Raw genomic sequence first — 23,443 nt, forward strand, 5'->3', positions numbered from 1 at the left:
GGTGCCTCCCACGTGATCGGACCCTCAGCGTATGCCGAATCACTTCACTCAGGCCTTAGCGGCCCAATCCACCACTCGCCAGCCGTGATTCGTCCACCGCACGGACAGTTCGGTGCGCTGACCGCGGGTCGCCGGCACGCTGCGGCTGCGCCCTGCACCGACCACCGTGTATGCCGAGTTGTCGATGACCGTCGACACGCGCACGACACCCGACGTCACGGTCTGCCGGACCTCGGCGGATCGGACGGTGAACGTCAAACCGCGGTATCGCAGCTGCTGGTCGGTCGCCGTTCGCAGGTCGGCGCTGTCCCGGCGGTATGCCGGGGAACCCTCGACTTCCGCGGCGGACAGCCGGCTGCTGTCCCCGCTCACCCAGGCCGCGGCTCGCGCTGCGGCCAGGCGCTGCACGACGTCCACCGGATGTGCGCCGAGCGACGCCGCGGCCGGCGGTCGGGATGCGGTGCGCTGCTCAGTGGTGTGCGGGGCCGGGCCCGGGGTCGAGCTGCTCGGCGCGGACGTCGCGAGGGTCGACGGGCGGGTGGCGGCATGGACGTGTTCGGGACCGCCACCAGCCCCGAACCCGTTGGCGGCGAACGCAATCACGCCGCCGGTCACTGCCGCCATACCCAGCAGCACTCGGGCGCGCGCGGGGACCCGACGCAGGCTCGAGCGCTCCATGGGAAGCACCTCCTCGGCAGAGCCCGCGGCCGCGGCCTGCTCCCGGATCCGGCGGGTGAGCGCATCGGACTCCGCGGTCGCCGGTGTGGCGACGGCGACCCGACGGGCGGGTGATCCCTGCACCGGCGCCGGCTCCGGCTTCGCGCACTGCCACAGCGAGATGGCGAACTCGCCGGGCAGCGGCCGCGCCGAATCCGTGTGGGCCAGCGCCGAATTGACCAGGTCGCGCAGCTCGTCGCAGATGTCGGGTGCGAGCTCCGACAGGTCAGGACGCAGCACCGCCGGCTCGGGTGGCACGCCGGTCAGGGCCCGCCAGGCGATGGCACCGAGCGAGTAGACGTCCGAGGCGGGGACCGGGCTGCCGCCGGCGAGCACCTCCGGGGCGGCCCACGACTCGGTCGCCCAGGTCTCGTCACCGGAGTGTCCCGCGAGCCGCGACATCCCGAGGTCGGCGATCAGCGGCTTGCCCTGGCCGGTCAGCAGGATGTTGCCCGGGCTGAGGTCTCCGTGCACGAGACCCAGCCCGTGCAGGTCGTGCAGTGCTCTCGCGACCGGGCACAGCACGGTGACCAACTCGCCGGGTGTGAGGATCTCGCGCAGGGCGAGCGCGTCGGCCAACGAGCCTCCTTCGGCCAGCTCCATGACCAGTGCGGTGCCGGCCGGCTCGGTGGACAGGTCGACGACGACGTTCTGCAGTCTCACGACGTGCTCGTGGCGCAGTGACTCCAGGACGGTCACCTCGTAGTCGAGCTGACCGGCGTCAGCGTCGAAAACCTTTGCCGCCAAACGCACTCCGTCCGCGCCGCGGACGGACCACACCGCGCCGGTGGCGCCGCGACCGAGCAGCTCGAGCACGTCGTACCCGGGCAGTTCGGGCCGTCGCGGGCCTTCGTCGGACGATGTGTTCACGCTCAGCACCGTGGCACGATCCGTGGTCGGCGCGCAGAAGTTGTCCACAGGCTCGGGCGCGCGCACGGGCGCATCGTTTGCGAGGATGCAGGGATGACCGTGTTACCCGGCGGGGTCCTGCGGGACACCGGCCCCCTGGACGCCCCGTGGGACTGCGTGAGCAAGGACGCGTCGAAACGCTGGAAGCTCGAGGTCCGGGCGGTCGACGATGCGACGTTCGCGCTGCGCCAGTCGACGCGTGTGTCGACCGAGGCGCCGATCGGTTATCTGCTCTGCGGGACCGAGCGCGCCCTGCTGCTGGACACCGGTGACGCGAAGGAGACCGCTGACTGCCCGCTCCGGGAGACGGTCGACGCGCTGCTCGACGAGTGGGCCGCTTCGCAGGACGTCTCCCGCCCGCCACTGGTCGTCGCGCACACCCATGGCCACTACGACCATGTGAAGGGCGACCCACAGTTCGCGGGCCGGCCGGACACCACGATCGTCGCCAAGGACGTCGACGCCGTCCACGCGTTCTTCGGGCTCGACGGAACACCCGGCGCGACAACCGAATTCGATCTCGGCGGACGCCTATTGCTGATCACCGCCATCCCCGGTCACGACGCGCGGTCGATCGCCACCGTCGACCCGGCGGCCGGGTTGCTGGTCAGCGGCGACACGGCATACCCGGGGCGTCTCTACGTCGACGACCTGGCCGCAGCCAAGGTCTCGCTGCGGTCGATGGTCGACCTGGCGGAGGCGCACGGCGTGCACACGGTGCTCGGCTGCCACGTCGAACGCGCCGCCGACGGTGGCGACATACCGCTGCGAGCGCGGTTCCACCCCGAAGAGGTGCCGTTCGCTCTCACCCTGGAGCAGCTGCGGGCGCTACGAGACCACGTCGACCGGGCGGCCGGCAAGGGCGTTCACCCCGGTGACCCGATGACCTTGTACGTCGGCAACCCGCCCTGGCCGATGCTGAAGCTGCTCGGACGCGGACTGCTGGCACGCGCCACCGGCCGCGGCTGAGACGACCTCGCTACCGTGGCGGTCATGGACGGCGACCTGATCACGACGGCGCAGGCGGCCGATCTGCTCGGCGTCCGGATCCCGACGATCTATTCGTACGTCAGCCGGGGGTTGCTGCACCCGGCCGACGTCGCACGCAGCCGGCACGACGGTTCGGTCTTCCCGCGCGGCGACGTCATCGCCCTGGTCGAAGCGCGCCGTCGCCCGCGACGCGGTCATTTCGAGATGACCATCGAAACGGCAGTCACCAGCGTCGAGCCGTCCGGTGTCCTGCTCTACCGAGGTCTGGACGTCGCCGAACTCGCGACCACCCACCCGTTCGAGGAAGTCGCCGAGATCGTGTGGGGCGGTGCCGACGACGGGTGCGACTGGCCGACGCCCGAGCTCGCGCCTCCTCCGCCCGGCCGGACCCCGCGTGACCTCATCCTCTGGGCGATCGCCGAAACGGCCGTGACCGACCACGCACGGAACGACCTGTCATCCGGACATTTTCGCGACGCGGGTCGGCGCAGCATCCGTGCCGCGGCTGCATCCCTGGCCTCGGTGAACCGGGGCTCGACAATCGGCCGGATCGCCGAGATCGTCGGCGGTGCACTCGCCGCTCGCGCGCCGGCCGGGGCCACGGTGGACGCCCTCGATGTCGCGCTCGGACTCCTCGCCGACCACGAACTGGCCACGTCGACCCTCGCCGCACGGGCCGCTGCCAGCACCGGCGCCGACCCGTACGCCGTGCTGACCGCCGGGGTCGCTGCGCTCGGCGGTGTGCGGCACGGCAGCGCATCGGGTGCGGCATACGACGTGCTGCGCACGGTGCTCGAGGGTGGAACGTTGCCGGCGGAGGTCGTCGCCGGCTTCGGCCACACCGTGTACGCCGACACCGACCCGCGAGCGATCGTGCTGCTCGACCGGGTCGCCGGGATCGACGACGGGGTCGCCGCCGCGACGGACCGGCTCGCGCTCCACCTGCGTCGCCTGTCGGGCCTGGCACCCAACGTCGACCTCGGGCTGGCGGCGCTCAGCCTGGCGTGCGACCTGCCCCGCCATACCGGGGAGGTGGTCTTCACCATCGCGAGGCTGGCCGGCTTCGTCGCACACGGCATCGAGGAGCAGGGCCACCCGTTGCGCTTCCGCGCCCGGGCGACCTACACCGGCGCCGCGTCGCGGTCGACTTCCGGCCCGACGTAGCGGGACGACGGACGGATGATCTTGCGGTCGCCGCTCTGCTCCAGCACGTGCGCCGTCCAGCCGACCACCCTGCTGCATGCGAAGGTCGGGGTGAACATCTCCCGAGGTATGCCGCATGCCTGCATGACCACACCCGCGTAGTACTCGACGTTGGCTCGCAGCACCCGATCCGGTTTGGTCTCGGTGAGCACCCGGACGACCTCCTCCTCCACCCGCACCGCGAGTTCGGCGGTCGGCCCGCCCAGGCCGATCGCGGTCTCCTTCAACAGTTCCGAGCGCGGGTCGGTCCCCCGGTAGACCGCGTGACCGAAACCCATGACGCGATTGCCGGAGGCCAGCTGGTCACGCGCCCACTGCGCCGCCCGGTCGGCACTGCCGATCTGGTCGAGCGCGTCCAGCGCCCGGCTGGGCGCGCCGCCGTGCAACGGCCCGGACAGCGAGCCGATGCCCGCGACGAGGCACGCGGTGAGGTCGGCGCCGGTCGACGCGACCGTCCGTGCCGTGAATGTCGAGTTGTTGAAGCCGTGGTCGATGGTCAGGATCAGGTAGCGGGTCAGCGCCGCGACCTGCTCCGGTGCCGGCTCGGCCCCGGTGACCAGCCACAGGTAGTTGCCGACGTGACCGAGCTCCGGGCGGGGCCGGCGCGGCTGCACACCGCGCGCGAGCGCGTCCGCCGTCGCGACCAGCCACGGCACCACCGCGGCGCTGCCGATCGCAGCCGCTTCCTTCGTCGATTCGTCGCTGTCCCAGAGCGGTCTGTCGCCGACGAGGGAGCCGTATGCCGACAGCGCCGTCCGTAGGGTGACCAGTGGGTCGTCGCCGCCGGATGCCCGCATGACGGCGAGCAGGGCGGCGGCAACGTCCTCCGGGACGGTCGCAACTCGTGCGGTCAGCTCCTGCCACGCCTGCAGTTGCCCGGCGTCGGGGAGCTCACCGCGGATGAGCAGATGCCAGACCTCCTCGAACGAGCGCTCACGGGCGAGCCGGGTCGCGTCGTACTGGCGGTAGTGGAAGAACCCCTCCGTGCCGCGGACGTCGCCGATCGTGGTGTCGGCGACGATCACCCCGGCGAGTCCGGGTGGCGCGATCAGGGGTGCGGCGGTCGTTTCGCTGTCCATGGGCTCAGCGTCCGATTACCGCACCCAGGGGTCAATGTGGATCGCGTCCACATTGGACGGCGCCGGCCCCTACCGGACGTCCTCGACGTTGAGCGTGACGGGCTGGTCGCGGTATGCCTTGCGGTGGTGCAGGGCGGCGAGTTTGGCGTAGGCGCGGTGCTTCGGGTTGCGCTCCCCGGCATACTGCAGCGGGTCGACGACCCGGCCGGCCGCGGCGAGGCGACGGACCCGCTTCGCGGCCTCACCTCCGAGGGTCTGCTCGACGAACTTCGCGGGCAGCGTCGTGTAGAGCAGCTCGCCGTCGAGATCGGGTGCAACGACCGGCTTTTCGTCGATCAGGTCCGCGACCAGCTGCTCGGCGACGTTGGCGCCCGATGCGGTCGCGTAGTAGCAGTTGCGGCCGTAGCGCGGGTTGATCTCGAAGAACACCACGCGCCCGTCCCGCGGGTCACGGATCCCGTCGAGGTTGGCGAAGCCGTGGTAGTCGGCCTCCACCAGGATCTTCGAGCCGAGCGCGATCGCGTCGTCCATCGGCGTCACGACCTGCACGTCGGGGATGCCGAGGTATGCCGGTCGTGGATCCTGCATCAGCACCTGGGACGCCCGCGCGAGCGTGATGCGGCCGTCGGCGGCGCGGTAGAGCGTCACCGAGATCAGATCGGTGCCGGGGATGAACTCCTGGGCGAGCAGCTGGCCGTCATACCCGGCGGCTTCGAACTGATCGAGCAGCGTGTCCAACTGGGTCTGGTCGGCGACCTGGTAGAGCTTCTTCTTGCCCGGCATCCGCAGCGACGCGTAGTGCCCGGAGTCGGCGGGCTTGACGATCAGCGGCCACGGCAGGTCGGCGACGTCCGAGCTCGGGCGCCCGTCCGCGAAGTCGAGCACGACGGTGCGCGGCGTCGGCACTCCCGCTGCCGCGCACAGCTGGTTGAAGACGTTCTTGTCGGAGACCCGGTGCAGCATCTCGGGTGACTCGTGCGGGACCAGGACGTTCTTGCCGAGCGTGGCCCGCTTGGCCGACAGCGCCTGGACCAGCCCGTCGTGGTTGGTCAGCGGAATCACTGTCAGCTCAGGGTTTTCGGTCGCGACCTTGCGGATCTCGCGCAACACGAGGTCGACGTTGTGCACGCCGTCCGGGCCGACCTCGCGCACGTGCGGGATGATCGACGAGTCGGCGATCGCACCCGTGGTGAACGGGACGACGGCGACGCTGGTCAGGCCGTAACGCTCGTGGAACGCACGGGCCAGTGCGTAACCGGACAGGGTGAAGTCGAGCACGACCGGCAGCACATTCGGCGCGGCGGCCGGCGGCTGTGGCGCCCGGGTGACGGCGCCGGCGAGCTTGCTGGTCGCGACGTCGGCGAGCCCGACCGCGTCCGACTTCGACCGCGGCACACCGGCGATGATCGCCCGCGCGGTCTGCTTGGCACGACCGACGCCCGCGAGCGCGGTGCGCTGGGCGTGGTAGGCACGCAGCACGTTCGGGCGCAGCACGACGTCCCACGGGCCGGGCGCGTCGATCATGCCCTTCTTGGCGAAGGCGAGCTTGAACTCGTTGAGGGTGTCCAGGTAGGGCGAGCGGTCCGAGCCGCAGCCGAGGAAGTCGAAGTAGGTCGCGCCCTCGGCCTTCGTGGTGCGCATCGTGCCCCACGCCATCAGGTACGCGGCCAGCAGTTTGCGTGCCTCGGCGGACGACGCCGCGAAGTAGTAGTCGACCTCGCCGTCATACACCGTCACCAGCGCCCAGGACACGACCGTGCCCCGGTGCCGCACGGTGTAGAGGCGGCAGACGTCCGGGCCGAGCTGCCGCAGCATCTCGTAGTAGAACGCCGGCGGTCGCAGCACGAAGTCGCCACGGCGCCCGGTCTCCTCGAAGATCGGGTAGATGACGTCGGCGAACTCCTGCTCGCTGATCGCCGTGTCGTCGGTGAAGACGAGCTCGTCGTTCTTCATCGCCTTGCGGATGTTGCGGCGGCCGCTCTGCGACATCTCGGCGAGCAGCTGGTCCTCGTCCTTGGTCAGGTCGAGCACGATCGTGCGGTCGTAGAAGATCGCGATCAGCGGGTCGACCAGGTCGTCTCCCGGGTGCACCGTGTGCAACCGCAGCACGGCGGCGCTCGGCCGCTCACTGCGGATGTATGCCGACAGGGCGTCGCGCACCGCGCGCTCCCGCTCGGGGCTGCGGTCCTCGGCCAGCCAGATCGGCCCGTGCTTGGCCCACAGCTGCTCCAGGAACCGCCCCGCGAACGACGTCAGGCTGATCGCGGCCAGCGGGGTGTCGCCGTCGTCGACGACCAGGTAGCGCCAGTGCTCCCGGCCGGGTAGGACATCGTCATACCTCGCCCATTCGGGCGACTGCTCGACAGGCACGGTCCTGCCTGCCTGGTGGACCGTGTCGAGGAACTCGGTGGCGGTGCATGCGCGGACGGACAGCGTCACAAATCTGGCTTTCGTGGGAGGTTCTCTTCGGAGCCCACAGCTTACGGTGTATGCCGCTCCCGCCCCGGCGGGCGCGTCGGGTGTCGGGCGGCCCGGCCCCGGGCGTACCGGAGTCCCCCCAGTGGCGACCTACGAGCGGGTATCCGCCGATTTCCGTGCACGGGTCCCCACTGGGGAGGGCTATGACCGGGAATCCGGGCTCCCCGCGTACCGGAGTCCCCCCAGGGGAGACCTACGAGCGCCATAATCCCTCGCAGCACCCGTTCGTCCGCGGAAGGAACAGCGCCTATGTCAGTCGTCGTGATCGGTGGCGGTGTGGTCGGCGCATCGGCCGCCTATCAGCTCGCCCGGGACGGCATCGACGTCACGCTCGTCGACGCAGAATTCGACGGACGTGCCACCTCGGCCGGCGCCGGGATCATCTCGCCGTGGTCGTCCCGCGAGGAGGATGCCGACTGGTATCGGATCGCAGCGGCGGGCGCCGAGTACTACACCGAGTTGCGGCGTCACCTGCAGGACGACGGGCAGCCCGACTTCGGGTACCGACAGGTCGGCGCGCTGCGGCTGACCACCGACGACGACGTCGACGCGGCGTTCGCGACGGTGCGACGGCGCGCGGCCGAATCGGCGATCGCGGGCCCGGTCGAGGTGCTCGACGGGCCGGCCGCACGCGCGCTGCATCCGCTGCTGCACCACGACGGCCCGGTGATCCACGTACCCGGCGCCGCCCGCCTCGACGGACGCAGGCTCAGGGATGCGCTCTGGTCCGCCGCACGTCGACGCGGTGCGCGGATCGTCACCGGACGCGCGACCATCCTGGCCGGCGACAGCGTCGAAGGCGTCGAGGTCGACGGTGCCGCGATCGGCGCCGACGTCGTGATCGACGCGTCGGGCGCCTGGTCACCGCGACTGCTCGAGCCGCTCGGGCTGCACCCACCGGTGACGCCGATGCGCGGGCAGATCGTGCACCTCGACCTGCCCGGCACCGACACCTCGGACTGGCCGATGCTGCTGCCGAGGTCCGACCACTACCTGCTCAGCTTCGACGACCGGGTCGTCGTCGGCGCCACCCGGGAAGCGGGCGCCGGCTTCGACTACCGGCTCACCGCAGCCGGGCTGCACGAGGTGTTCACCGAAGCACTCAAGGTTGCGCCGGGCTTGGCGGATGCCGGTTTCCTGGAGGCCCGCATCGGGTTCCGGCCGGTCGGTCCGGACATCAGGCCGTTGCTCGGGACGACGGAGCTACCCGGACTGGTCATCGCGAACGGCCTGGGCGCGTCCGGCCTCACCATGGGGCCGTATGTCGGGTCCGTCGCGGCTGCGCTGGCCGCAGGCCGCGACCCGGGGATCGAGCTGGCGCCATACGACCCGCTGCGCGACGGCTAACGCAGGATGTCGGGCAGGCGCTTCTCGATGTAGGGCAGCACCTCCTGCACGGTCACGTCGCGGCCCAGCTCTTGGCTGATCGACGTCACACCGGCATCCGAAATACCGCACGGCACAATGATATTCGCCCACGACAGGTCGCAATTGCAGTTGAGTGCGAAGCCGTGCATGGCCACGTCGTGACTCACCCGGACCCCGATCTGGCCGAGCTTGCGCTCGGGCTTGCCGTCGCCGGCGGGCAGCCAGACACCGCTGCGGCCCTCGACACGGACCGTTCCTTGCAGCCCGACGTCCGAGCAGACGTCCATCATCAACTGCTCCAGGCGACGCACATGGCCGACGACGTCCAGTGGGACGGGCAGATGCACGATCGGGTAGCCGGTCAGCTGCCCCGGGCCGTGCCAGGTGATCCGGCCGCCACGGTCCACGTCGACGACCGGTGAACCGTCGGTCGGCCGGTCGTACCAGGCGGTCCGCTTGCCCGCGGTGTAGACCCGCTGATGCTCCAGGAGCAACGTGGTGTCCTCCTGCTCACCGCTCACCACCCGCGCGTGCACCTCGCGCTGCAGGTCCCACGCTTGCTGGTAGTCGACGAAGTCCGGGTCGAACCCGACGTGCTCGATGCGCATGACGGCAACGCTACGCCGATCCGACGGCAGCGGGTCGGCCACCCGGTTACCACGAGGTAGCGCGGGTGTCCCTTATGGTGGTGCCGGGCGATGGATCCCGCCCGGACCTCCGCGGTCCGAACCGCAACCTGCTGATGGTTCCTACCACGTCGATGTCGACGGGTAGGTCGTGCTGCCCGTCACCGGAGTCCGGAGAGAGTCAGACGAATGTCGCCACAGCCTCCCCAGCCCAGTCCCGACCGGTTGGTCGACTTCCACGCCCACCCGATCGTCGTCGGCGTCATGCCGAACCAGCCGCCACTCGTCGCCCTCACGGCGGTGACCCTGGCTCGTGCGGTCGGCGCGCCCTCGGTGCACTTCGGGTATGCCGACCAGACCCGCTACGTCGTCGAGGAACACCCGGACGGCAACGTGCGACACGCACCGATCGACCCGGACGACGCCGACGAACAGTGGCAGGTCACCGCCGAAACCATCACCGACCAGATTCGCGACGCCCTCGGCGAAGACGGCGTCCCGTGGCATTTCCACTACCTCGCGGGACGCCCGGACCGCGCACTCACCCACCTGGCCCGCGCGGTGGATGCGGCGGGGTTCGTGGTCGGGACACGGCTCAGCAAGCACCCGATGCGCGAGTTCCTCAGCGGGTCGGTCTCGGTCCGGCTGGCCCACCACCAGCACCGCCCGGTCATCGTGGTGCCGCTCCAGGTCGTCGACTGGTCGGACGGGCTGCCGTGGCATTGACGTCGACCCGCCGCCGAGCCTCCATCCACGCGCACCGCGACCCGGTGCTGCTGGGTGTCGTCTTCCTCGGCGGCGCCGTGGGCACCGCCATCCGATCGCTTCTCGGCGACGCCTTCGCCGGGCCCTCCGGCACGTGGCCGTGGACCACGCTGTCGATCAACCTGACCGGCGCGTTCCTGCTCGGGCTACTGCTCGAGGGTCTGGTGCGCTCGGGCGAGGACACCGGGGGTCGCCGGCTGGTGCGCCTGGGCGTCGGCACCGGTGTGATGGGCGGCTACACGACATACAGCACGTTCATGGTGGAAACCACGGACCTGCCCTGGCCGATGGCGACCGGGTATGTCGTGGCCACCGTCGTGCTGGGAGCGCTCCTCGCGTGGGCGGGCATCCGGGCCGCGAAGGCGTTCGTCCCGATCGGCGGAACCGCATGACAACGCTGCTGATCGCGGCCTGCGGCGGAGTCGGCGCGGTGAGCCGCTTCGTGGTCGACGCCGAGGTCCGGCGCCGGGTGCGTGGCTCGTTCCCCGCCGGCACGTTCGTGATCAACGTGGTCGGCTCGTTCCTACTCGGCGTCCTCACCGGTGCGCTGACCCACCACGCCGGCTGGCTCTCACCGACCGCGAAGGCGGCGCTCGGCACCGGCTTCTGCGGGGGCTTCACGACCTTCAGCACCGCGTCCGTGGAGACCGCGCGGCTCTGGCTGACCCGTGGCAGGGCGGACAGCGGGCGGTACGCCGTGGCGACCGTCGTCGTCTCGCTGCTCGCGGCCTTCCTCGGCCTCGCCCTGGGCGCTGCGGTCGCCTGACCCGCACGCCGGCGCCTGACCCGCACGCCGGCGCCTGACCCGCACCCGGCGCCATCGCGTAACGCGCCCCACGCCGGCGCCATCGCGTAACGCGCCCCACCCCATCACCGACAGGCCCACAAAACACCGAGAGGCTCAGTAATTCAGGGCCTTTCGCGCCTGAATTGGTGAGCCTGTCGGTCGTTGGTGAGCCTGTCGGTCGTTGGTGAGCCTGTCGGTTGGTGGGTCGTCGTCGTGATCTTTGCGAGTCGTCAGCTGTCGATGTTGGCCATCACGTGCTTCACGCGCGTGTAGTCCTCGAAGCCGTAGAGCGACAGGTCCTTGCCGTAGCCGCTGTGCTTGAAACCGCCGTGCGGCATCTCGGCCACCAGCGGGATGTGCGTGTTGATCCAGACACAGCCGAAGTTGAGCGCCTTGGACACCCGCATCGCACGGCCGAAGTCCTTGGTCCACACCGAGGACGCCAGGCCGTACTGCACGTCGTTCGCCCACGCGACCGCCTCGGCCTCGTCGGTGAACCGCTGGACCGTGATGACCGGTCCGAAGATCTCGTTCTGGACCGCCTCGTCGGTCTGCAGCAGACCCGACACGACGGTCGGCTCGATGAAGTAGCCGTCACCGAGTGCCGCCGCACGATTGCCACCCGCCGCCACGTTGGCGTTGTCGGGCAACCGGTCCAGGAAGCCGGTGACGTGCGACAGTTGGTTGGCGTTGTTCACCGGTCCGAGCAGCGCGTCCTCGCTGTCCGGCATACCCAACTTGGCGTCGCTCCTGGCGAATTCGGCGAGTGCGGCGACGAAGTCGTCATGTATGCCGGGAGCGGCCAGCACCCTGGTCGCCGCCGTGCAGTCCTGCCCGGCGTTGAAGTAGCCGGCGGTCGCGATGCCCTCCACCGCGGCCTCGATGTCCGCGTCGTCGAAGACGACGACCGGCGCCTTGCCACCCAACTCCAGGTGCACCCGCTTGACGTCCTTGGCCGCCGACTCAGCGACCTGGATCCCGGCGCGCACCGATCCGGTGATCGCCACCAGCTGCGGCGTCGGGTGCTCCACCAGCGCGCGGCCGGTCTCCCGGTCACCGGTGATGACGTTGAACGCCCCGGCCGGCAGGAACTCCGCGGCCACCTCGGCGAGCAACAGGGTGGTCTCCGGAGTGGTGTCGCTCGGCTTGAGCACCACGGTGTTTCCCGCCGCCAGCGCCGGGGCGATCTTCCACATCGCCATCATCATCGGGTAGTTCCACGGCGTCACCTGACCGACGACGCCGATCGGTTCCCGCCGGATGAACGACGTGTGACCGGCCATGTATTCGGCCGCCGCCTTGCCCTCCAGCATCCGTGCGGCACCGGCGAAGAAGCGCAGCTGGTCGACCATGACCGGCACCTCCTCGGTGGCGGTCAGCGCGAACGGTTTACCGGTGTTCTGCGCCTCCAGCTTGACGAAGTCGTCGGCCCGCTCGTCGATCGCGTCGGCGAACTTCAGCAGTGCGGCCTGGCGCTCGCCCGGGGTCGTCTGGCCCCACTCGTCGAACGCCTTCGACGCTGCGCGGTATGCCGCATCCACGTCGGCCTCGGTCGAAACCGGTGCTTTGGCAACAACTTTCGCGGTCGACGGGTCGACCACGTCGGCCGTCCGGTCGGTTTCGGCGGCGACATACTCACCGCCGATGAAGTTGCGCAACTCGCGTGGGCTGTCAGTCATTGACGACACTCCTTTGTGTTGTTTGTTGGCAGCGGTTCCCGGTCTGCGTCGGTGGGGTTTCGATACGGGCTCCTCCGCCCTACTCAACCCGCGACAGGCGGGTCAGCACTCGATCACGTTGACGGCCAGGCCTCCCCGCGCCGTCTCCTTGTATTTCACGGACATGTCGTGGCCGGTGTCACGCATCGTCTTGATCGCCTTGTCGAGGCTGACGGTGTGCACCCCGCTCCCGTTGACCGCGAGCCGTGCGGCATTGATGGCTTTCACACTAGCGATCGCATTGCGCTCGATGCAGGGTATTTGTACGAGGCCGCCGACCGGATCGCAGGTGAGCCCCAGATTGTGCTCGATGCCGATCTCGGCGGCGTTCTCCACCTGCGTCGGCGTGCCGCCCATCACCTCGGCGAGCCCACCGGCTGCCATCGCGCACGCCGAGCCCACCTCGCCCTGGCAGCCGACCTCGGCGCCGGAGATCGACGCGTTCTCCTTGAAGAGGATGCCGATCGCGGCTGCTGCCAACAGGAATCGCACGACGCCGTCGTCGTCGGCGCCGGGCACGAAGTTGACGTAGTAGTGCAGGACGGCCGGGATGATGCCGGCAGCACCATTGGTGGGTGCCGTCACGATCCGCCCGCCGGAGGCGTTCTCCTCGTTGACGGCGAGCGCGTAGAGGTTGACCCAGTCCATGACCCGCAGCGGGTCGTCCCGCAGCGCACCCTTGGTCAGCTCGCGGTGCAGCTCCGGCGCGCGCCGCGGCACCTTCAGCCCGCCGGGCAGCGTGCCCTGGTGCGCGATCCCGGCCTGCACGCAGTCGCGCATGACCGACCACAGATGCAGCATCCCCGAGCGCACCTCGTCCGCCGATCGCCAGGAGAGCTCGTTGCGCAGCATCAGCTCCGACACCGAGCACTGCTCGCGCTCGCAGACCGCCAGCATCTCGGCGCCGGTGAGGAACGGCAGCTCGATCCTGGTGTCGTCCAGCACCACCCGGTCCGCGCCGGTCGCCGCTTCGTCGACGACGAACCCGCCGCCGACCGAGTAGTAGACGTGCGACGCGAGCAGCACGCCGTCGGCGTCATACGCCTCGAACTGCATGCCGTTGGGGTGCGCCGGCAGCGACTTGCGCCGGTGCATGATCAGGTCGTCGTCCGGGTCCCAGTCGATCCGGTGGGTGCCGGCCAGCATCAGGGTATGGCGCTCTCGCGCGTCCGCCACCCGGGTGTCGCTGGTCGCGGTGTCGACGGTCTCCGGCACCTCTGCCTGCAGGCCCAGGACGACCGCCTTGTCCGAGCCGTGCCCGTGACCGGTCGCGCCGAGCGAGCCGAACAGCTGGGACCGGACGCGGCACACGCGATCCAGCTGCCCGGCCTCGGTCAGACCGTCGACGAAGGTCTTCGCAGCGCGCATCGGACCGACGGTGTGCGACGACGACGGACCGATGCCGACGGAATAGAGGTCGAATGCACTCAGCGCCATGGCCAAATCATAGCCTTCCTGCCCATGTGACGACGGAATCCGAAGCAAACAAGTTGATCTGCTTCGAAACGCGTGGCAGAATGCAGTCATGGCCGAGACGAATCGCAGTGTGACCGGCGCCACGCTCGACGATGTCTCAAAGGCGATCATCGCGCGTCTGCAGACCGACGGCCGCGCGGCGTACTCCGCGATCGCTCGCGACATCGGTCTGTCCGAAGCGGCGGTGCGCCAGCGGGTCCAGCGGTTGCTGGACTCGGAGGTGCTGCAGATCGTCGCCGTCACCGATCCCGCACAGGTCGGATTCGACCGCCAGGCGATGATCGGCATCAGTGTCCGAGGTGATCTGACACCGGTGCAGGACGCACTCAGCAAGCTGCCCGAGGTCGCCTACGTCGTCCTCACGGCCGGCCGCTTCGACCTGCTGGTCGAAGTCGTGTGTGCGGACGACGACCACTTGCTCGAGTTGCTCACCGGGCAGATCCGCACGATCGGGGGCGTCACCGAGACCGAAACCTTCGTCTACCTGAAACTCGCCAAACAACGATACGACTGGGGCACGAGATGACAACTCCCACAACGCAATCCGACGATCTCACACCCGCTGGCACTCCTCGCGCCGAGGCTGCCCGCGACCACCTGTGGGGCCACTTCACCCGGCAGTCGGTCTACGAACCGAAGGACCAGGGCGGCGCGGGCTCGGCGATCCCCACGATCGTCAAGGGTGAGGGCGCCTACATCTGGGACACCAACGGCAAGAAGTACCTCGACGGATTGTCCGGGCTCTTCACCGTGCAGGTCGGTCACGGCCGCACCGAGTTGGCCGAGGCGGCCGCCGCGCAGGCCAAGGAGCTGGCCTTCTTCCCGATCTGGTCCTACGCGCACCGTCCGGCGATCGACCTCGCCGAGCGGCTGGCGTCATACGCCCCGGGTTCGCTCAACCGGGTGTTCTTCACCACCGGTGGCGGCGAGGCGGTCGAGTCGGCGTGGAAGCTGGCCAAGCAGTACTTCAAGCTGACCGGCAAGCCGGGCAAGCACAAGGTGATCAGCCGCGCGGTCGCCTACCACGGCACGCCGCAGGGCGCCCTGTCGATCACCGGGCTGCCGCCGCTCAAGGAGATGTTCGAGCCGCTGGTGCCGGGTGCCTTCAAGGTGCCCAACACCAACATCTACCGGGCGCAGCCGGAGCTGCGCGACGACCCGAAGGCGTTCGGGCGCTGGGCCGCCGACCGGATCGCCGAGGCGATCGAGTTCGAGGGTCCCGACACCGTTGCGGCGGTCTTCCTGGAGCCGGTGCAGAACGCCGGCGGTTGCTTCCCGCCGCCCCCCGGCTACTTCGAGCGGGTGCGCGAGATCTGCGACGAGTACGACGTGCTGCTGGTCTCGGACGAGACGATCTGCGCGTTCGGCCGCATCGGCGAGATCTTCGCGTGCAAGGACTTCGGCTACGAGCCGGACATCATCACCTGCGCCAAGGGTATGACGTCGGGCTACTCCCCGATCGGCGCGATGATCGCCAGTGACAAGCTCTTCGAGCCGTACAAGCACGGCACCACGATGTTCCCGCACGGTTACACCTTCGGTGGCCACCCGGTGTCGGCAGCGGTCGCCATGGCCAACCTGGACATCTTCGAGAAGGAGGGCCTGGTCCAGCACGTGCACGAGAACGCTCCGATCTTCCTGGCCACCCTGGAGAAGCTCAAGGACCTGCCGATCGTCGGTGACGTCCGCGGTGACGGGTTCTTCTACGGCATCGAGCTGGTCAAGGACAAGGAGACCCGCGAGACGTTCTCGGACGACGAGTCCGAGCGCGTGCTCTACGGCTTCCTGTCCAAGGCGCTGTATGACGCGGGCCTCTACTGCCGCGCCGACGACCGCGGCGACCCCGTGGTCCAGCTCGCGCCGCCGGTGATCATCGGGCAGACCGAGTTCGACGAGATCGAGCAGAAGCTGCGCGGTGTGCTCACCGAGGCGTGGTCGCTGCTCTGACCGAACCGGCATTCGGCAGCTGTAGAGGCGGTTGCTGCCGTAGGCTTCCGCTTCATGGATCCGCTGCCACAGTTCTGGCGCACCGCACGCGCCGGCATGGTCACCGCCTGGGGTTGGTCGACGCAGTCCACCGAGGAGGCACTGGCTGTCGCCAACGAGCGTCTTGCCAACAGCCTGAAGGCTATTCGCGCCGGCCTGCCCCGGGACAAACGCGGCTCGTACGGCTGGGCACCGCCGCGGGAGGAGACTCTGCGGGAGCTGCGTGACGACGACGGGACCCTCACGGCGATCGTGTCCCGCAACCGGTACGGCGCCGACGTCATCGGCACCGACCGTCTGCTGATCGCGGACGTCGACGTGCCCCGGGACCGGCCGGTCGCACGCTCGCTGTTCCGGCTGTTCGGCGGCAAGAAGGGCAAGTCCGAGGACGACGGCCCGAAGGCCCGGGCGCTCCGGCTGATCCAGGACTTCGCGACGACCCACCCGAGCCTGGGTGTGCGGGCCTACGAGACCTTCGCCGGGTTCCGGGTCATCGTGACCGGCTCGGGGCTGGAGCCCAGGTCTGCGGAGGCCGTGGCGCTGTTCGAGCAACTCGGGACGGACCAGATCTACGTGCACCTGTGCCGGAAGTACAACACGTGTCGTGCCCGGCTGACCCCGAAACCGTGGCGCTGCGGCCTTTCGGCACCGACCTGGGGTTGGCCGCCGACGTCGGATGACGAGCGGCAGCAGATGAGCCAGTGGCTGTCCGAATACAGTGCCGCCACAGAGCAGTACGCGACCTGTCGGCTGGCCGGCACGTTCGGCCCGCCCGCGGCTCCCGCCGAGGCGCAGCTCATCGACCTGCACGACCGCGCCACGAGGACGGCCGACGCGCACCTGCCGCTCGCCTGAGTGCGGGAGAGCGATGGTTTCGGAGGATCTAGAGTTCGGGACATGACATCGACCGTCGGCACAGTGCTGCAGCGGCAGCACGACATCGTCCTGTACGGCGCGACCGGGTTCGTCGGCAAACTCACCGCCGAGCACCTGGCCCGTCATACCCCGGCGGGAGTGCGCGTGGCGCTGGCCGGCCGCAGCCGCGCCAAGGTCGAGGCGGTCCGCGACACGTTGCCCGGTGCGGCGCAGGACTGGCCGGTCCTGGTCGCCGACTCCTCCGACGAGAAGTCGCTGCGAGCCCTGGCGCAGAGCGCGAAGGTCGTCATCAGCACCGTCGGCCCCTACGCGAGGTACGGCCTGCCACTCGTCGGCACCTGCGCCGCCGTCGGCACCGACTACGTCGACCTGACCGGTGAGGTGCTGTTCGTGCGCGAGTCGATCGACCGGTTCCAGGACGAAGCGGCTCGCACCGGCGCCCGCATCGTGCACTCGTGCGGATTCGACTCCATCCCTTCGGATCTCGGGGCACTTGTGCTCTCCCAGCGGGTGGTCGACGAGGGTGCCGGGGAGCTGGGCGACACGACGCTCTACATGACGATGAAGGGCGGCGTCAGCGGAGGCACGGTCGCCTCGGCGATGACACAGGTGGACCAGGTACGCGCCGATGCCACGAAGCGGAAGATCGCGCTCGACAAGTTCGCGCTCAGCCCGGACCGGGCGAACGAACCGAGTGGCGAGTGGCGGGACAGCGCAGCCGTCCGTTACGCGCCCGAGGTGAAATCGTGGACGGCGCCCTTCGTCATGGCGATGTACAACACCCGCATCGTGCGGCGCAGCAACGCACTGCTGCAGCATGCGTACGGCTCGTCGTTCCGCTACCGCGAGGTGCAGCGCACCGGCGGCGGCTGGCAGGGCCGGGTGACGGCGTACGGCGTGGCCGGGGTGCTCGGCCTGGGGTTCGGTGCCATGTCCGCGCGCCCTCTGCGCCCGGTGGTGAAGCGCGTGCTGCCCTCCCCCGGCGACGGCCCGAGTGAGCACGCCCGCGACACCGGGCACTTCCGGGCGACGCTTCGGACGACGACGAGCACGGGTGCGGCATACCAGAGTGTCGTTGCGGCACAGGGCGATCCGGGGTATGCCGCAACGGCTGTCATGCTCGGCGAGAGCGCGCTGTGCCTGGCAGTGTCGCGCGACGAGTGCCCGCTGCCCCCCGGGCTGAACGGCGGGGTGCTCACACCGGCGACGGCACTGGGCACCGTGCTGGTCGACCGGCTGCGGGACCGAGGTTTCACCATCGAGGCGTCACGAGTCTGACTTCCGGACAGCTTCGGTCCGCAGCCGCGCATAGCTTGTCGTCATGACCAGCACCGGATCGGCGAAGCCCGTTGTGCGACGTCAGCTTTCCCGGCTGCGTCTGGTCGCGCAACGGCTCGCGCCCGCCTCGCAGACGCCTCCCACTGAGGTTGTCCGCTGGCTGACCTGCCTGCAGGCACAGGACTTTCGCTCGGCACGGTCCGCCGTAGCACTGCGCGCGGGCTGCACCGTCGCCGAGGTGGACGTCGCGATCAACGCGGGCCGGATCGTCCGCTCGTGGCCGATGCGCGGCACGTTGCACCTCGTCGAACCTGCCGACCTGCGCTGGATGCTGGCGTTGAACGCCGAACCGACCCAGCGGGCCGCCCGGCGCCGGCACGAGCAGCTGGGCATCGCACCGCGGGACGTCGACCGAGCCCGGTCGGTGACCACGGCGGCGCTGCAGGGCGGCCGCGGGCTGGATCGCGCCGGGTTGTTCGCGCTCTGGGAGCAACACGGAATCGCGACCGGCGCCCAACGCGGCGCGCACCTGGTGCAGACACTGTGCCTGCAGACCCACCTGGTGCTGGGTCCGGTCGTCGGCCGGCAGCAGCGTTTCGTCCTGTTCGACGACTGGATAGAGACTTCACGGCCGGTGGATCGCACTGCGAACGTTGCCGATTGGGCGCTTCGCTACTTCCGGTCACACGGGCCGGCGACGATCGCCGACTTCCGTTGGTGGAGCGGAGTGCTGCAGCGCGACCTCGCACCGGTGTGGGACACGGTGCGGGCGGAGCTCGACGAGTTGGTCGTGGACGGCACGTCATACTTCCTGGCGCCGGAAACCCTTGCGGCGTGGGAGGACTCGCGAGACGTCACCTTGCGATCGGTTCTCATGCCCGCGTTCGACGAGCTGCTGCTCGGCTATGCCGACCGCACACCGACGCTCGATCGTGGGCACGCGGACCTGGTGGTCCCCGGCGGCAACGGCATGTTCAAGGCAACGGTCGTCGACGGCGGCCATGCCGTCGCGACCTGGCGTCGCGGCACCCGCAAGGACGGTCCGCTCGTCGAGGTCTCGCCCTTCGCCGCCCGGTTGTCGAGACGCGCCGAACGCGCGGTCCCACGGCTCGCGGCGCGCTACCCGTTCGACTGAGGTCGGCGGCGAGAAATTCCCTTCAGGTCGCGTCGCACCTGGCGGACCAGTTCCGCGTCGATCGGTCCCAGGCCATCGAACTCGCTCCTACCATCCCACCAGCGGATGGCGTCCGTTTCGTCATTGCCGGTGAACGGCAGAATGCGCTGCACCGTACCCGTGAACAGATCCGCGCGCTCGAGCCGCCCTGCTGACAACCTGAACATTGCACGTCCGACCTGCTCGAGCCTGCTGACGCGCTGCCCGGATTCCTCCCATACCTCGCGTTGCGCTGCCTGCATCGACGATTCCCCGTCCTCGATCCCTCCGCCGGTCAGCTCCCACTGATCGCGCCAAACGTCGTGCACGAGTAGAACGCCATGAACTCCCGTAACGACAACGAGCGCACCTGTGAGCGGCGCCTCTGCCGCGATATGAGCAGGTGGCCCCAACTCGACTGTCAATAGCTCGTTGCCGTGGGAATCGGTCGCCAGCACCACGCCGTGCCCACGGCCCTGATCGTCATCGCTCACGATTCGCGAACTTACCGGCACGGCGGGCGGCGCCTGCGCAGGCGAGACGGTGGTGTGTGGCTTTCCTTGTAAGCCACACACCACCCTGCGTTCGCGGACCGCTCAGCGGGCCCCGGCCGGGTAGTCGAACGCGAGGTCCACCGCCGCACGCGACGCGCCCGACATGGCGATCTGCTTGGCTTGCGCGGGGGTTCCGCTGGGCGCCTCTGCCTCGACCGACACCAGCAGGTTTCCGACCCGGATCACCGCGTCATACGCAACACCGTTCGTGAAGAGTTTGTAGCCGGGCGTCGCCGCGACCTGCCGCCAGCCGTCCAGCAGCACGCACTGGGTGCCGTCGTTCGAGATCGCCTTCATCGCCGCGGCGCCGCTCTCCCAGCCGGTGATCACCAGATCGGCGCTCTTCCCGGAGAAGTCGTTGGCCGGGTCGTAATACATCCAGTCACGACCGGCCACCGGACGAATCCCCTTCGGGTTGCCCGGATCGCACGACATCGCGCCCTGCATGGCGGGCATGTCGGCGTACTGCCCGCCGTCGTACTGCACCTTCTCGCCGCCGATCGTCTTCGGCTGCACGCTCGGGATCTTGTATGGCGCCCGCGCCGTGGTCTCGGCGTGCGCGCTCGCCCCGGTCATGACCCCGGTGACGGTGACGGCGGCGACCGCGGTCGTGACGAAGGCGCGACGAATCACGTGTGATGACATGGTGTTTCTCCCCTGTGTCCGGAGGGCTCCCCTGTGATGCCCCCACACCTCCAGGACGCCCGACCCCCGGGGATGGTTGCCTCGATCCGCGGATTACTCGAACTGCCAGTGCACCCGGACCGTCACGGTCGTCGTGTCCTCACCCTGCGCGATCGGCATGGACGCCGCAGCGGCCATCGCCATCCGGCCGCGCGGGGGTGGCAGCGGACGCTGCGCGTCCGGTGTCTCGTCGACGGACTCGGCCCGCCCCAGCGTGCGGCCGGTGAATTCTGCGTAGTCCGAAGCCTTCTCGCGAGCATCCTCGATCGCCTGTCGGCGTGCGAGCGACCTGGCCGCAGCGGTCGGTTCACCACTCAGCGACAGATCGTCGATCTGCAACGCGGTGCCGCACCGGTCCACCAGCCCGCCTAGCAGCTGGTCAAGGACGTCCAGGTCGGTCACCCGTACGTGCAGGCGCTGCTGGGCGTCATACCCCTGGATCTGCTCGTGTTCGTCGGCCCACACCTTGTTGGGCGACACGCTCACGGCTGCGGTGCGCACGTCCTTGTCCGGCACACCGGCAGAGCGCAACACCTCCAACGCCGCGGCCACCACCGCGGCGGCCTCCCGCATCGCGGCACCGGGTTGCGGCTCCCGGCGCTCGACCAGCAGCCGCACCGCGGCCTCGGTCGTCGGCACCCGCACGACGCCGACCCCGACGACCGTCACCCCGCTCTGTTCCTCAGCCATACAGCCAGTCTGCATCACCGGGAGCGCTTCAGCGCGGAAGATGGTTCAGCGCGATCCCCACTCCCACGACGGTTTCGTCAGCAGGCCCTGTCCCTCGACGACGGTCTCGCCGAGATTCTTGGTGAGCACGACCTCACCGACGCGGTCGTCCGTCGCCCGCAACTCGTCGATGAGCTGCTCCGAGTGGGTCACCACGACGAGTTGGCAACGTTGCGCGGCCGCCGCGACCAGCCGCGCGAGTGGTGCGATGAGCGACGGGTGCAGCGAGGTCTCCGGCTCGTTGAGGACCATCAGCGTCGGCGGATCCACGGCCAGCAGCGCCGTCGCGAGCAGCAGGTAACGCAGCGTGCCGTCGGAGAGCTCCGCGGCACGCAGCGGCCGCAGCATGCCCGGCTGGGCGATGGCGACGTCGAAGAGCCCGTCCGCGATCAGCACCTGCGGCCTGGCCCCGTCGAACGCGTCGGCGATCGTCCGCTCCAGCTCGTCGAAGCCGCTCTCCAGGATCGTCTGCACCGCGGCCGCCAGATCCGAGCCGTCCCCGGCGAGCACCGGCGTGCGCGTGCCGACCTGCGGCCGCCGGGCGGGAGCGTCCGCATCGACCCGGAACCCGTCGTAGAACCGCCACGAACCGATCTGCTCGCGCACAGCGAAGACTTCGGGCGCGACCTGCGGGTCGGCATACTCCCGCAACACGCTGCGGTATGACGGGAGCCCGTCGCGCACCTCCACCCAGCCGCGGCTGTCACGCACCTCGACCAGACCACGACGCCGCCGGACCGACGTCGTCGCCGGCCGCATCACCGGCCCGGCGAACACCAGCTCGCGCTTCAGCTCCGGGTCGCGTTGGAACGCGGTCGGCAGCCCCGTCGGTTGCGGTAGCCCGAGATCGGTCAGATAGCCGAAATCATCACTGGCGTAACCCATTCGGAGACTGATCGGACCCTTCCGGACGGTGCCCTCGACGGGTGCGCCGCGACGGGCACCGGCCAGCGACTCGGGCCCGGCCCAGAGCACGGACTGCAGGCCGCCCTCCCGCGCGAGGGAGCCGATCAGCTGACCCTGCCCGCACCGGGCCAGCAACCGGAGCGCACGGTAGAGCGAGGACTTGCCGCTGCCGTTGCCCCCGGTCACGACGGTGAGCGGCGCGAGCGGGACGACAACGTCCCGCAGTGACCGGTAACCGCTCACGGCCAGGGTGGTGATCATGACGACAAGCTACTGATCATGCGTCGAAACTACTGACCCCCGGTGACAACGACGCCCCGATCCGCGGCCAACCATCTCACCGAGAGGCCCAGTAAACGCCCAGAGGACACGAAACCCAGCCCCGGAAGACCCGGTTTTCGTGCCCCCTCAAGCGTTTACTGAGCCTCTCGGCATGGAGAGCGCTGCGTGCACGGGATGCGCCGCGCGCACGGGATGCGCCGCGAGGACGACCGGGCCGGAGCCGGTGTTCGCGAGCGTGCGAGCGGCACACCGGGTCCGGCCGGCGAGGAGTCGTAGCAAAGAACTCAGCAGGGGCCGTGCAGGCCGAGCTGGGTGCGCACCGACGCCGGCGCGATGCCGCAGCCGACGCTGAAGGTGCCGAGGTCACGGACCGCCCATCCGCCGGCGGTCTTCTGCAGCAACACCTGCGCCGGGTCGGTCTGACCGTTCTTCGGGGTGGCGAGAGCACCGGCCCAGCTGCGGTCGGCGCCGGCGAAACGGATCTTGCTGACCGCGACGTTGCTCGGCTTGACGACCCCGAGCAGCGTGCTGTGCAGGATCGCGGTGGTGATGCGTTGCTCGTCGGTGGCGGCAGCCCGGTGTGCGGTCGTCGCAACGTGCGCCACCGGCACGACTACCGACGGTGCGTGCCGCCCGAGCGCCGACGCCTGGGCCGGCGCAACCGCTGCGGTGCCGGCGATGAGAAGTGCTCCGATGGTGACGGTGACCGTGGTGCGCTTCATGTGACGTTCCTTCCTTTCCGCGGCATCCGCCGCGTACCCCGAGTCGGTCGAGCGCGGTCACGCCCGACACGTGTGGAAGACGCCTCAGTCTCCCACTCCGTTGGCACGATTTCGCACCTGTGACCGGATCGTGACCTCGATCTCCGAGGGGATCCGA

General features: G+C 69.7%; 22 protein-coding genes and 1 riboswitch. Of the genes, 11 read left to right on the forward strand and 11 right to left on the reverse strand.

Annotated elements, in window-relative coordinates:
• Positions 1 to 48: 48 nt before the first annotated feature.
• Positions 49 to 1,587 carry a protein kinase domain-containing protein gene (locus FHU39_RS11645; protein WP_183320498.1) on the reverse strand — a complete coding sequence of 513 codons (1,539 nt, stop codon included), beginning with the start codon at positions 1,585 to 1,587 and terminating at the stop codon, positions 49 to 51.
• A gap of 93 nt (positions 1,588 to 1,680) precedes the next feature.
• Here FHU39_RS11645 and FHU39_RS11650 point away from each other — a divergent pair, with 93 nt between their 5' ends.
• Positions 1,681 to 2,595, forward strand: a complete 915-nt coding sequence (locus FHU39_RS11650; protein ID WP_183320499.1) for an MBL fold metallo-hydrolase — start codon at positions 1,681 to 1,683, stop codon at positions 2,593 to 2,595.
• Positions 2,596 to 2,619: 24 nt separating this feature from the next.
• On the forward strand, positions 2,620 to 3,780 hold the full coding sequence (locus tag FHU39_RS11655) for a citrate synthase (protein ID WP_183320500.1): 1,161 nt from the start codon (positions 2,620 to 2,622) through the stop codon (positions 3,778 to 3,780).
• Here the strand turns inward: FHU39_RS11655 and FHU39_RS11660 are convergent.
• On the reverse strand, positions 3,738 to 4,898 hold the full coding sequence (locus tag FHU39_RS11660) for a citrate/2-methylcitrate synthase (protein WP_183320502.1): 1,161 nt from the start codon (positions 4,896 to 4,898) through the stop codon (positions 3,738 to 3,740). The genes FHU39_RS11655 and FHU39_RS11660 overlap by 43 nt on opposite strands.
• 69 nt (positions 4,899 to 4,967) lie before the next feature.
• Positions 4,968 to 7,337 carry a GNAT family N-acetyltransferase gene (locus FHU39_RS11665; RefSeq protein WP_183320503.1) on the reverse strand — a complete coding sequence of 790 codons (2,370 nt, stop codon included), beginning with the start codon at positions 7,335 to 7,337 and terminating at the stop codon, positions 4,968 to 4,970.
• A gap of 288 nt (positions 7,338 to 7,625) precedes the next feature.
• On the opposite strand from FHU39_RS11665, the gene FHU39_RS11670 reads away from it, so the two are divergent.
• Positions 7,626 to 8,723 (forward strand): NAD(P)/FAD-dependent oxidoreductase, encoded by a 1,098-nt coding sequence (locus FHU39_RS11670; RefSeq protein WP_183320505.1) that lies wholly within the window; start codon positions 7,626 to 7,628, stop codon positions 8,721 to 8,723.
• Here the strand turns inward: FHU39_RS11670 and lipB are convergent.
• The gene (gene lipB, locus FHU39_RS11675; RefSeq protein WP_281379717.1) at positions 8,720 to 9,382 is read right to left on the reverse strand and encodes a lipoyl(octanoyl) transferase LipB; all 663 of its coding nucleotides are present in this window, start codon (positions 9,380 to 9,382) and stop codon (positions 8,720 to 8,722) included. The two genes, FHU39_RS11670 and lipB, sit on opposite strands and share 4 nt — an antisense overlap.
• A gap of 47 nt (positions 9,383 to 9,429) precedes the next feature.
• A riboswitch (Fluoride riboswitch) is annotated at positions 9,430 to 9,503 on the forward strand.
• Positions 9,504 to 9,559: 56 nt separating this feature from the next.
• Here lipB and FHU39_RS11680 point away from each other — a divergent pair.
• Genes FHU39_RS11680 through FHU39_RS11690 form a run of 3 tightly spaced genes read left to right on the forward strand, consistent with a single transcriptional unit; the run spans position 9,560 to position 10,901 of the window.
• Positions 9,560 to 10,096 carry a universal stress protein gene (locus FHU39_RS11680; protein ID WP_183320507.1) on the forward strand — a complete coding sequence of 179 codons (537 nt, stop codon included), beginning with the start codon at positions 9,560 to 9,562 and terminating at the stop codon, positions 10,094 to 10,096.
• Positions 10,087 to 10,527, forward strand: coding sequence for a fluoride efflux transporter FluC (locus tag FHU39_RS11685; protein ID WP_343065836.1), 441 nt, complete (start codon positions 10,087 to 10,089; stop codon positions 10,525 to 10,527). Before FHU39_RS11680 ends, FHU39_RS11685 begins: the two co-directional genes overlap by 10 nt.
• Complete coding sequence (locus FHU39_RS11690; protein WP_183320510.1) at positions 10,524 to 10,901, forward strand: fluoride efflux transporter FluC; 378 nt, start codon at positions 10,524 to 10,526, stop codon at positions 10,899 to 10,901. The genes FHU39_RS11685 and FHU39_RS11690 overlap by 4 nt, the downstream gene beginning before the upstream one ends.
• 251 nt (positions 10,902 to 11,152) lie before the next feature.
• On the opposite strand, the gene FHU39_RS11695 is transcribed toward FHU39_RS11690, so the two are convergent.
• Positions 11,153 to 12,601: a gamma-aminobutyraldehyde dehydrogenase gene (locus tag FHU39_RS11695; protein ID WP_183320512.1), complete on the reverse strand. Its 1,449-nt coding sequence runs from the start codon at positions 12,599 to 12,601 to the stop codon at positions 11,153 to 11,155.
• A gap of 102 nt (positions 12,602 to 12,703) precedes the next feature.
• Entirely contained in the window at positions 12,704 to 14,077 is a 1,374-nt protein-coding gene (locus FHU39_RS11700) for an L-serine ammonia-lyase (protein ID WP_183320513.1), read from the reverse strand.
• 88 nt (positions 14,078 to 14,165) lie between these two features.
• On the opposite strand from FHU39_RS11700, the gene FHU39_RS11705 reads away from it, so the two are divergent.
• Genes FHU39_RS11705 through FHU39_RS11725 form a run of 5 tightly spaced genes read left to right on the forward strand, consistent with a single transcriptional unit; the run spans position 14,166 to position 19,391 of the window.
• Complete coding sequence (locus tag FHU39_RS11705; protein ID WP_183320515.1) at positions 14,166 to 14,642, forward strand: Lrp/AsnC family transcriptional regulator; 477 nt, start codon at positions 14,166 to 14,168, stop codon at positions 14,640 to 14,642.
• The gene (locus FHU39_RS11710; protein ID WP_183320516.1) at positions 14,639 to 16,063 is read left to right on the forward strand and encodes an aspartate aminotransferase family protein; all 1,425 of its coding nucleotides are present in this window, start codon (positions 14,639 to 14,641) and stop codon (positions 16,061 to 16,063) included. Before FHU39_RS11705 ends, FHU39_RS11710 begins: the two co-directional genes overlap by 4 nt.
• 54 nt (positions 16,064 to 16,117) lie before the next feature.
• A complete protein-coding gene (locus FHU39_RS11715) occupies positions 16,118 to 16,957 on the forward strand; it encodes a hypothetical protein (RefSeq protein WP_183320518.1) in 840 nt (279 codons plus the stop codon).
• A gap of 42 nt (positions 16,958 to 16,999) precedes the next feature.
• The gene (locus FHU39_RS11720) at positions 17,000 to 18,256 is read left to right on the forward strand and encodes a saccharopine dehydrogenase family protein (protein ID WP_183320519.1); all 1,257 of its coding nucleotides are present in this window, start codon (positions 17,000 to 17,002) and stop codon (positions 18,254 to 18,256) included.
• A 43-nt stretch (positions 18,257 to 18,299) separates the two neighbouring features.
• Positions 18,300 to 19,391 carry a winged helix DNA-binding domain-containing protein gene (locus tag FHU39_RS11725; protein WP_183320520.1) on the forward strand — a complete coding sequence of 364 codons (1,092 nt, stop codon included), beginning with the start codon at positions 18,300 to 18,302 and terminating at the stop codon, positions 19,389 to 19,391.
• Here the strand turns inward: FHU39_RS11725 and FHU39_RS11730 are convergent.
• From FHU39_RS11730 to FHU39_RS11750, 5 genes are all read right to left on the reverse strand, one after another.
• Positions 19,376 to 19,903, reverse strand: a complete 528-nt coding sequence (locus FHU39_RS11730) for an NUDIX domain-containing protein (RefSeq protein WP_183320522.1) — start codon at positions 19,901 to 19,903, stop codon at positions 19,376 to 19,378. The two genes, FHU39_RS11725 and FHU39_RS11730, sit on opposite strands and share 16 nt — an antisense overlap.
• 102 nt (positions 19,904 to 20,005) lie before the next feature.
• A complete protein-coding gene (locus FHU39_RS11735) occupies positions 20,006 to 20,608 on the reverse strand; it encodes a hypothetical protein (RefSeq protein WP_183320524.1) in 603 nt (200 codons plus the stop codon).
• 93 nt (positions 20,609 to 20,701) lie between these two features.
• Entirely contained in the window at positions 20,702 to 21,337 is a 636-nt protein-coding gene (locus FHU39_RS11740) for an SIMPL domain-containing protein (RefSeq protein ID WP_183320526.1), read from the reverse strand.
• 45 nt (positions 21,338 to 21,382) lie between these two features.
• Positions 21,383 to 22,543, reverse strand: coding sequence for an AAA family ATPase (locus FHU39_RS11745; RefSeq protein WP_183320528.1), 1,161 nt, complete (start codon positions 22,541 to 22,543; stop codon positions 21,383 to 21,385).
• A gap of 305 nt (positions 22,544 to 22,848) precedes the next feature.
• Positions 22,849 to 23,286, reverse strand: a complete 438-nt coding sequence (locus tag FHU39_RS11750) for a hypothetical protein (RefSeq protein ID WP_183320530.1) — start codon at positions 23,284 to 23,286, stop codon at positions 22,849 to 22,851.
• Positions 23,287 to 23,443: the final 157 nt, after the last annotated feature.

The organism is Flexivirga oryzae (assembly GCF_014190805.1).
Taxonomy (GTDB): Bacteria; Actinomycetota; Actinomycetes; order Actinomycetales; family Dermatophilaceae; genus Flexivirga; species Flexivirga oryzae.

Excerpts from the sequence above, each read along its gene's own strand:
- FHU39_RS11660 (WP_183320502.1), bottom strand. The coding sequence starts at position 4,898 with ATGGACAGCGAAACGACCGCCGCACCCCTGATCGCGCCACCCGGACTC.
- FHU39_RS11705 (WP_183320515.1), top strand. The coding sequence starts at position 14,166 with ATGGCCGAGACGAATCGCAGTGTGACCGGCGCCACGCTCGACGATGTC.
- FHU39_RS11745 (WP_183320528.1), bottom strand. The coding sequence starts at position 22,543 with ATGATCACCACCCTGGCCGTGAGCGGTTACCGGTCACTGCGGGACGTT.
- FHU39_RS11720 (WP_183320519.1), top strand. The coding sequence starts at position 17,000 with ATGACATCGACCGTCGGCACAGTGCTGCAGCGGCAGCACGACATCGTC.
- FHU39_RS11735 (WP_183320524.1), bottom strand. The coding sequence starts at position 20,608 with ATGTCATCACACGTGATTCGTCGCGCCTTCGTCACGACCGCGGTCGCC.
- FHU39_RS11710 (WP_183320516.1), top strand. The coding sequence starts at position 14,639 with ATGACAACTCCCACAACGCAATCCGACGATCTCACACCCGCTGGCACT.
- FHU39_RS11690 (WP_183320510.1), top strand. The coding sequence starts at position 10,524 with ATGACAACGCTGCTGATCGCGGCCTGCGGCGGAGTCGGCGCGGTGAGC.
- FHU39_RS11750 (WP_183320530.1), bottom strand. The coding sequence starts at position 23,286 with ATGAAGCGCACCACGGTCACCGTCACCATCGGAGCACTTCTCATCGCC.
- FHU39_RS11695 (WP_183320512.1), bottom strand. The coding sequence starts at position 12,601 with ATGACTGACAGCCCACGCGAGTTGCGCAACTTCATCGGCGGTGAGTAT.
- FHU39_RS11650 (WP_183320499.1), top strand. The coding sequence starts at position 1,681 with ATGACCGTGTTACCCGGCGGGGTCCTGCGGGACACCGGCCCCCTGGAC.
- FHU39_RS11715 (WP_183320518.1), top strand. The coding sequence starts at position 16,118 with ATGGATCCGCTGCCACAGTTCTGGCGCACCGCACGCGCCGGCATGGTC.
- FHU39_RS11680 (WP_183320507.1), top strand. The coding sequence starts at position 9,560 with ATGTCGCCACAGCCTCCCCAGCCCAGTCCCGACCGGTTGGTCGACTTC.
- FHU39_RS11740 (WP_183320526.1), bottom strand. The coding sequence starts at position 21,337 with ATGGCTGAGGAACAGAGCGGGGTGACGGTCGTCGGGGTCGGCGTCGTG.
- FHU39_RS11670 (WP_183320505.1), top strand. The coding sequence starts at position 7,626 with ATGTCAGTCGTCGTGATCGGTGGCGGTGTGGTCGGCGCATCGGCCGCC.
- FHU39_RS11700 (WP_183320513.1), bottom strand. The coding sequence starts at position 14,077 with ATGGCGCTGAGTGCATTCGACCTCTATTCCGTCGGCATCGGTCCGTCG.
- FHU39_RS11655 (WP_183320500.1), top strand. The coding sequence starts at position 2,620 with ATGGACGGCGACCTGATCACGACGGCGCAGGCGGCCGATCTGCTCGGC.
- FHU39_RS11725 (WP_183320520.1), top strand. The coding sequence starts at position 18,300 with ATGACCAGCACCGGATCGGCGAAGCCCGTTGTGCGACGTCAGCTTTCC.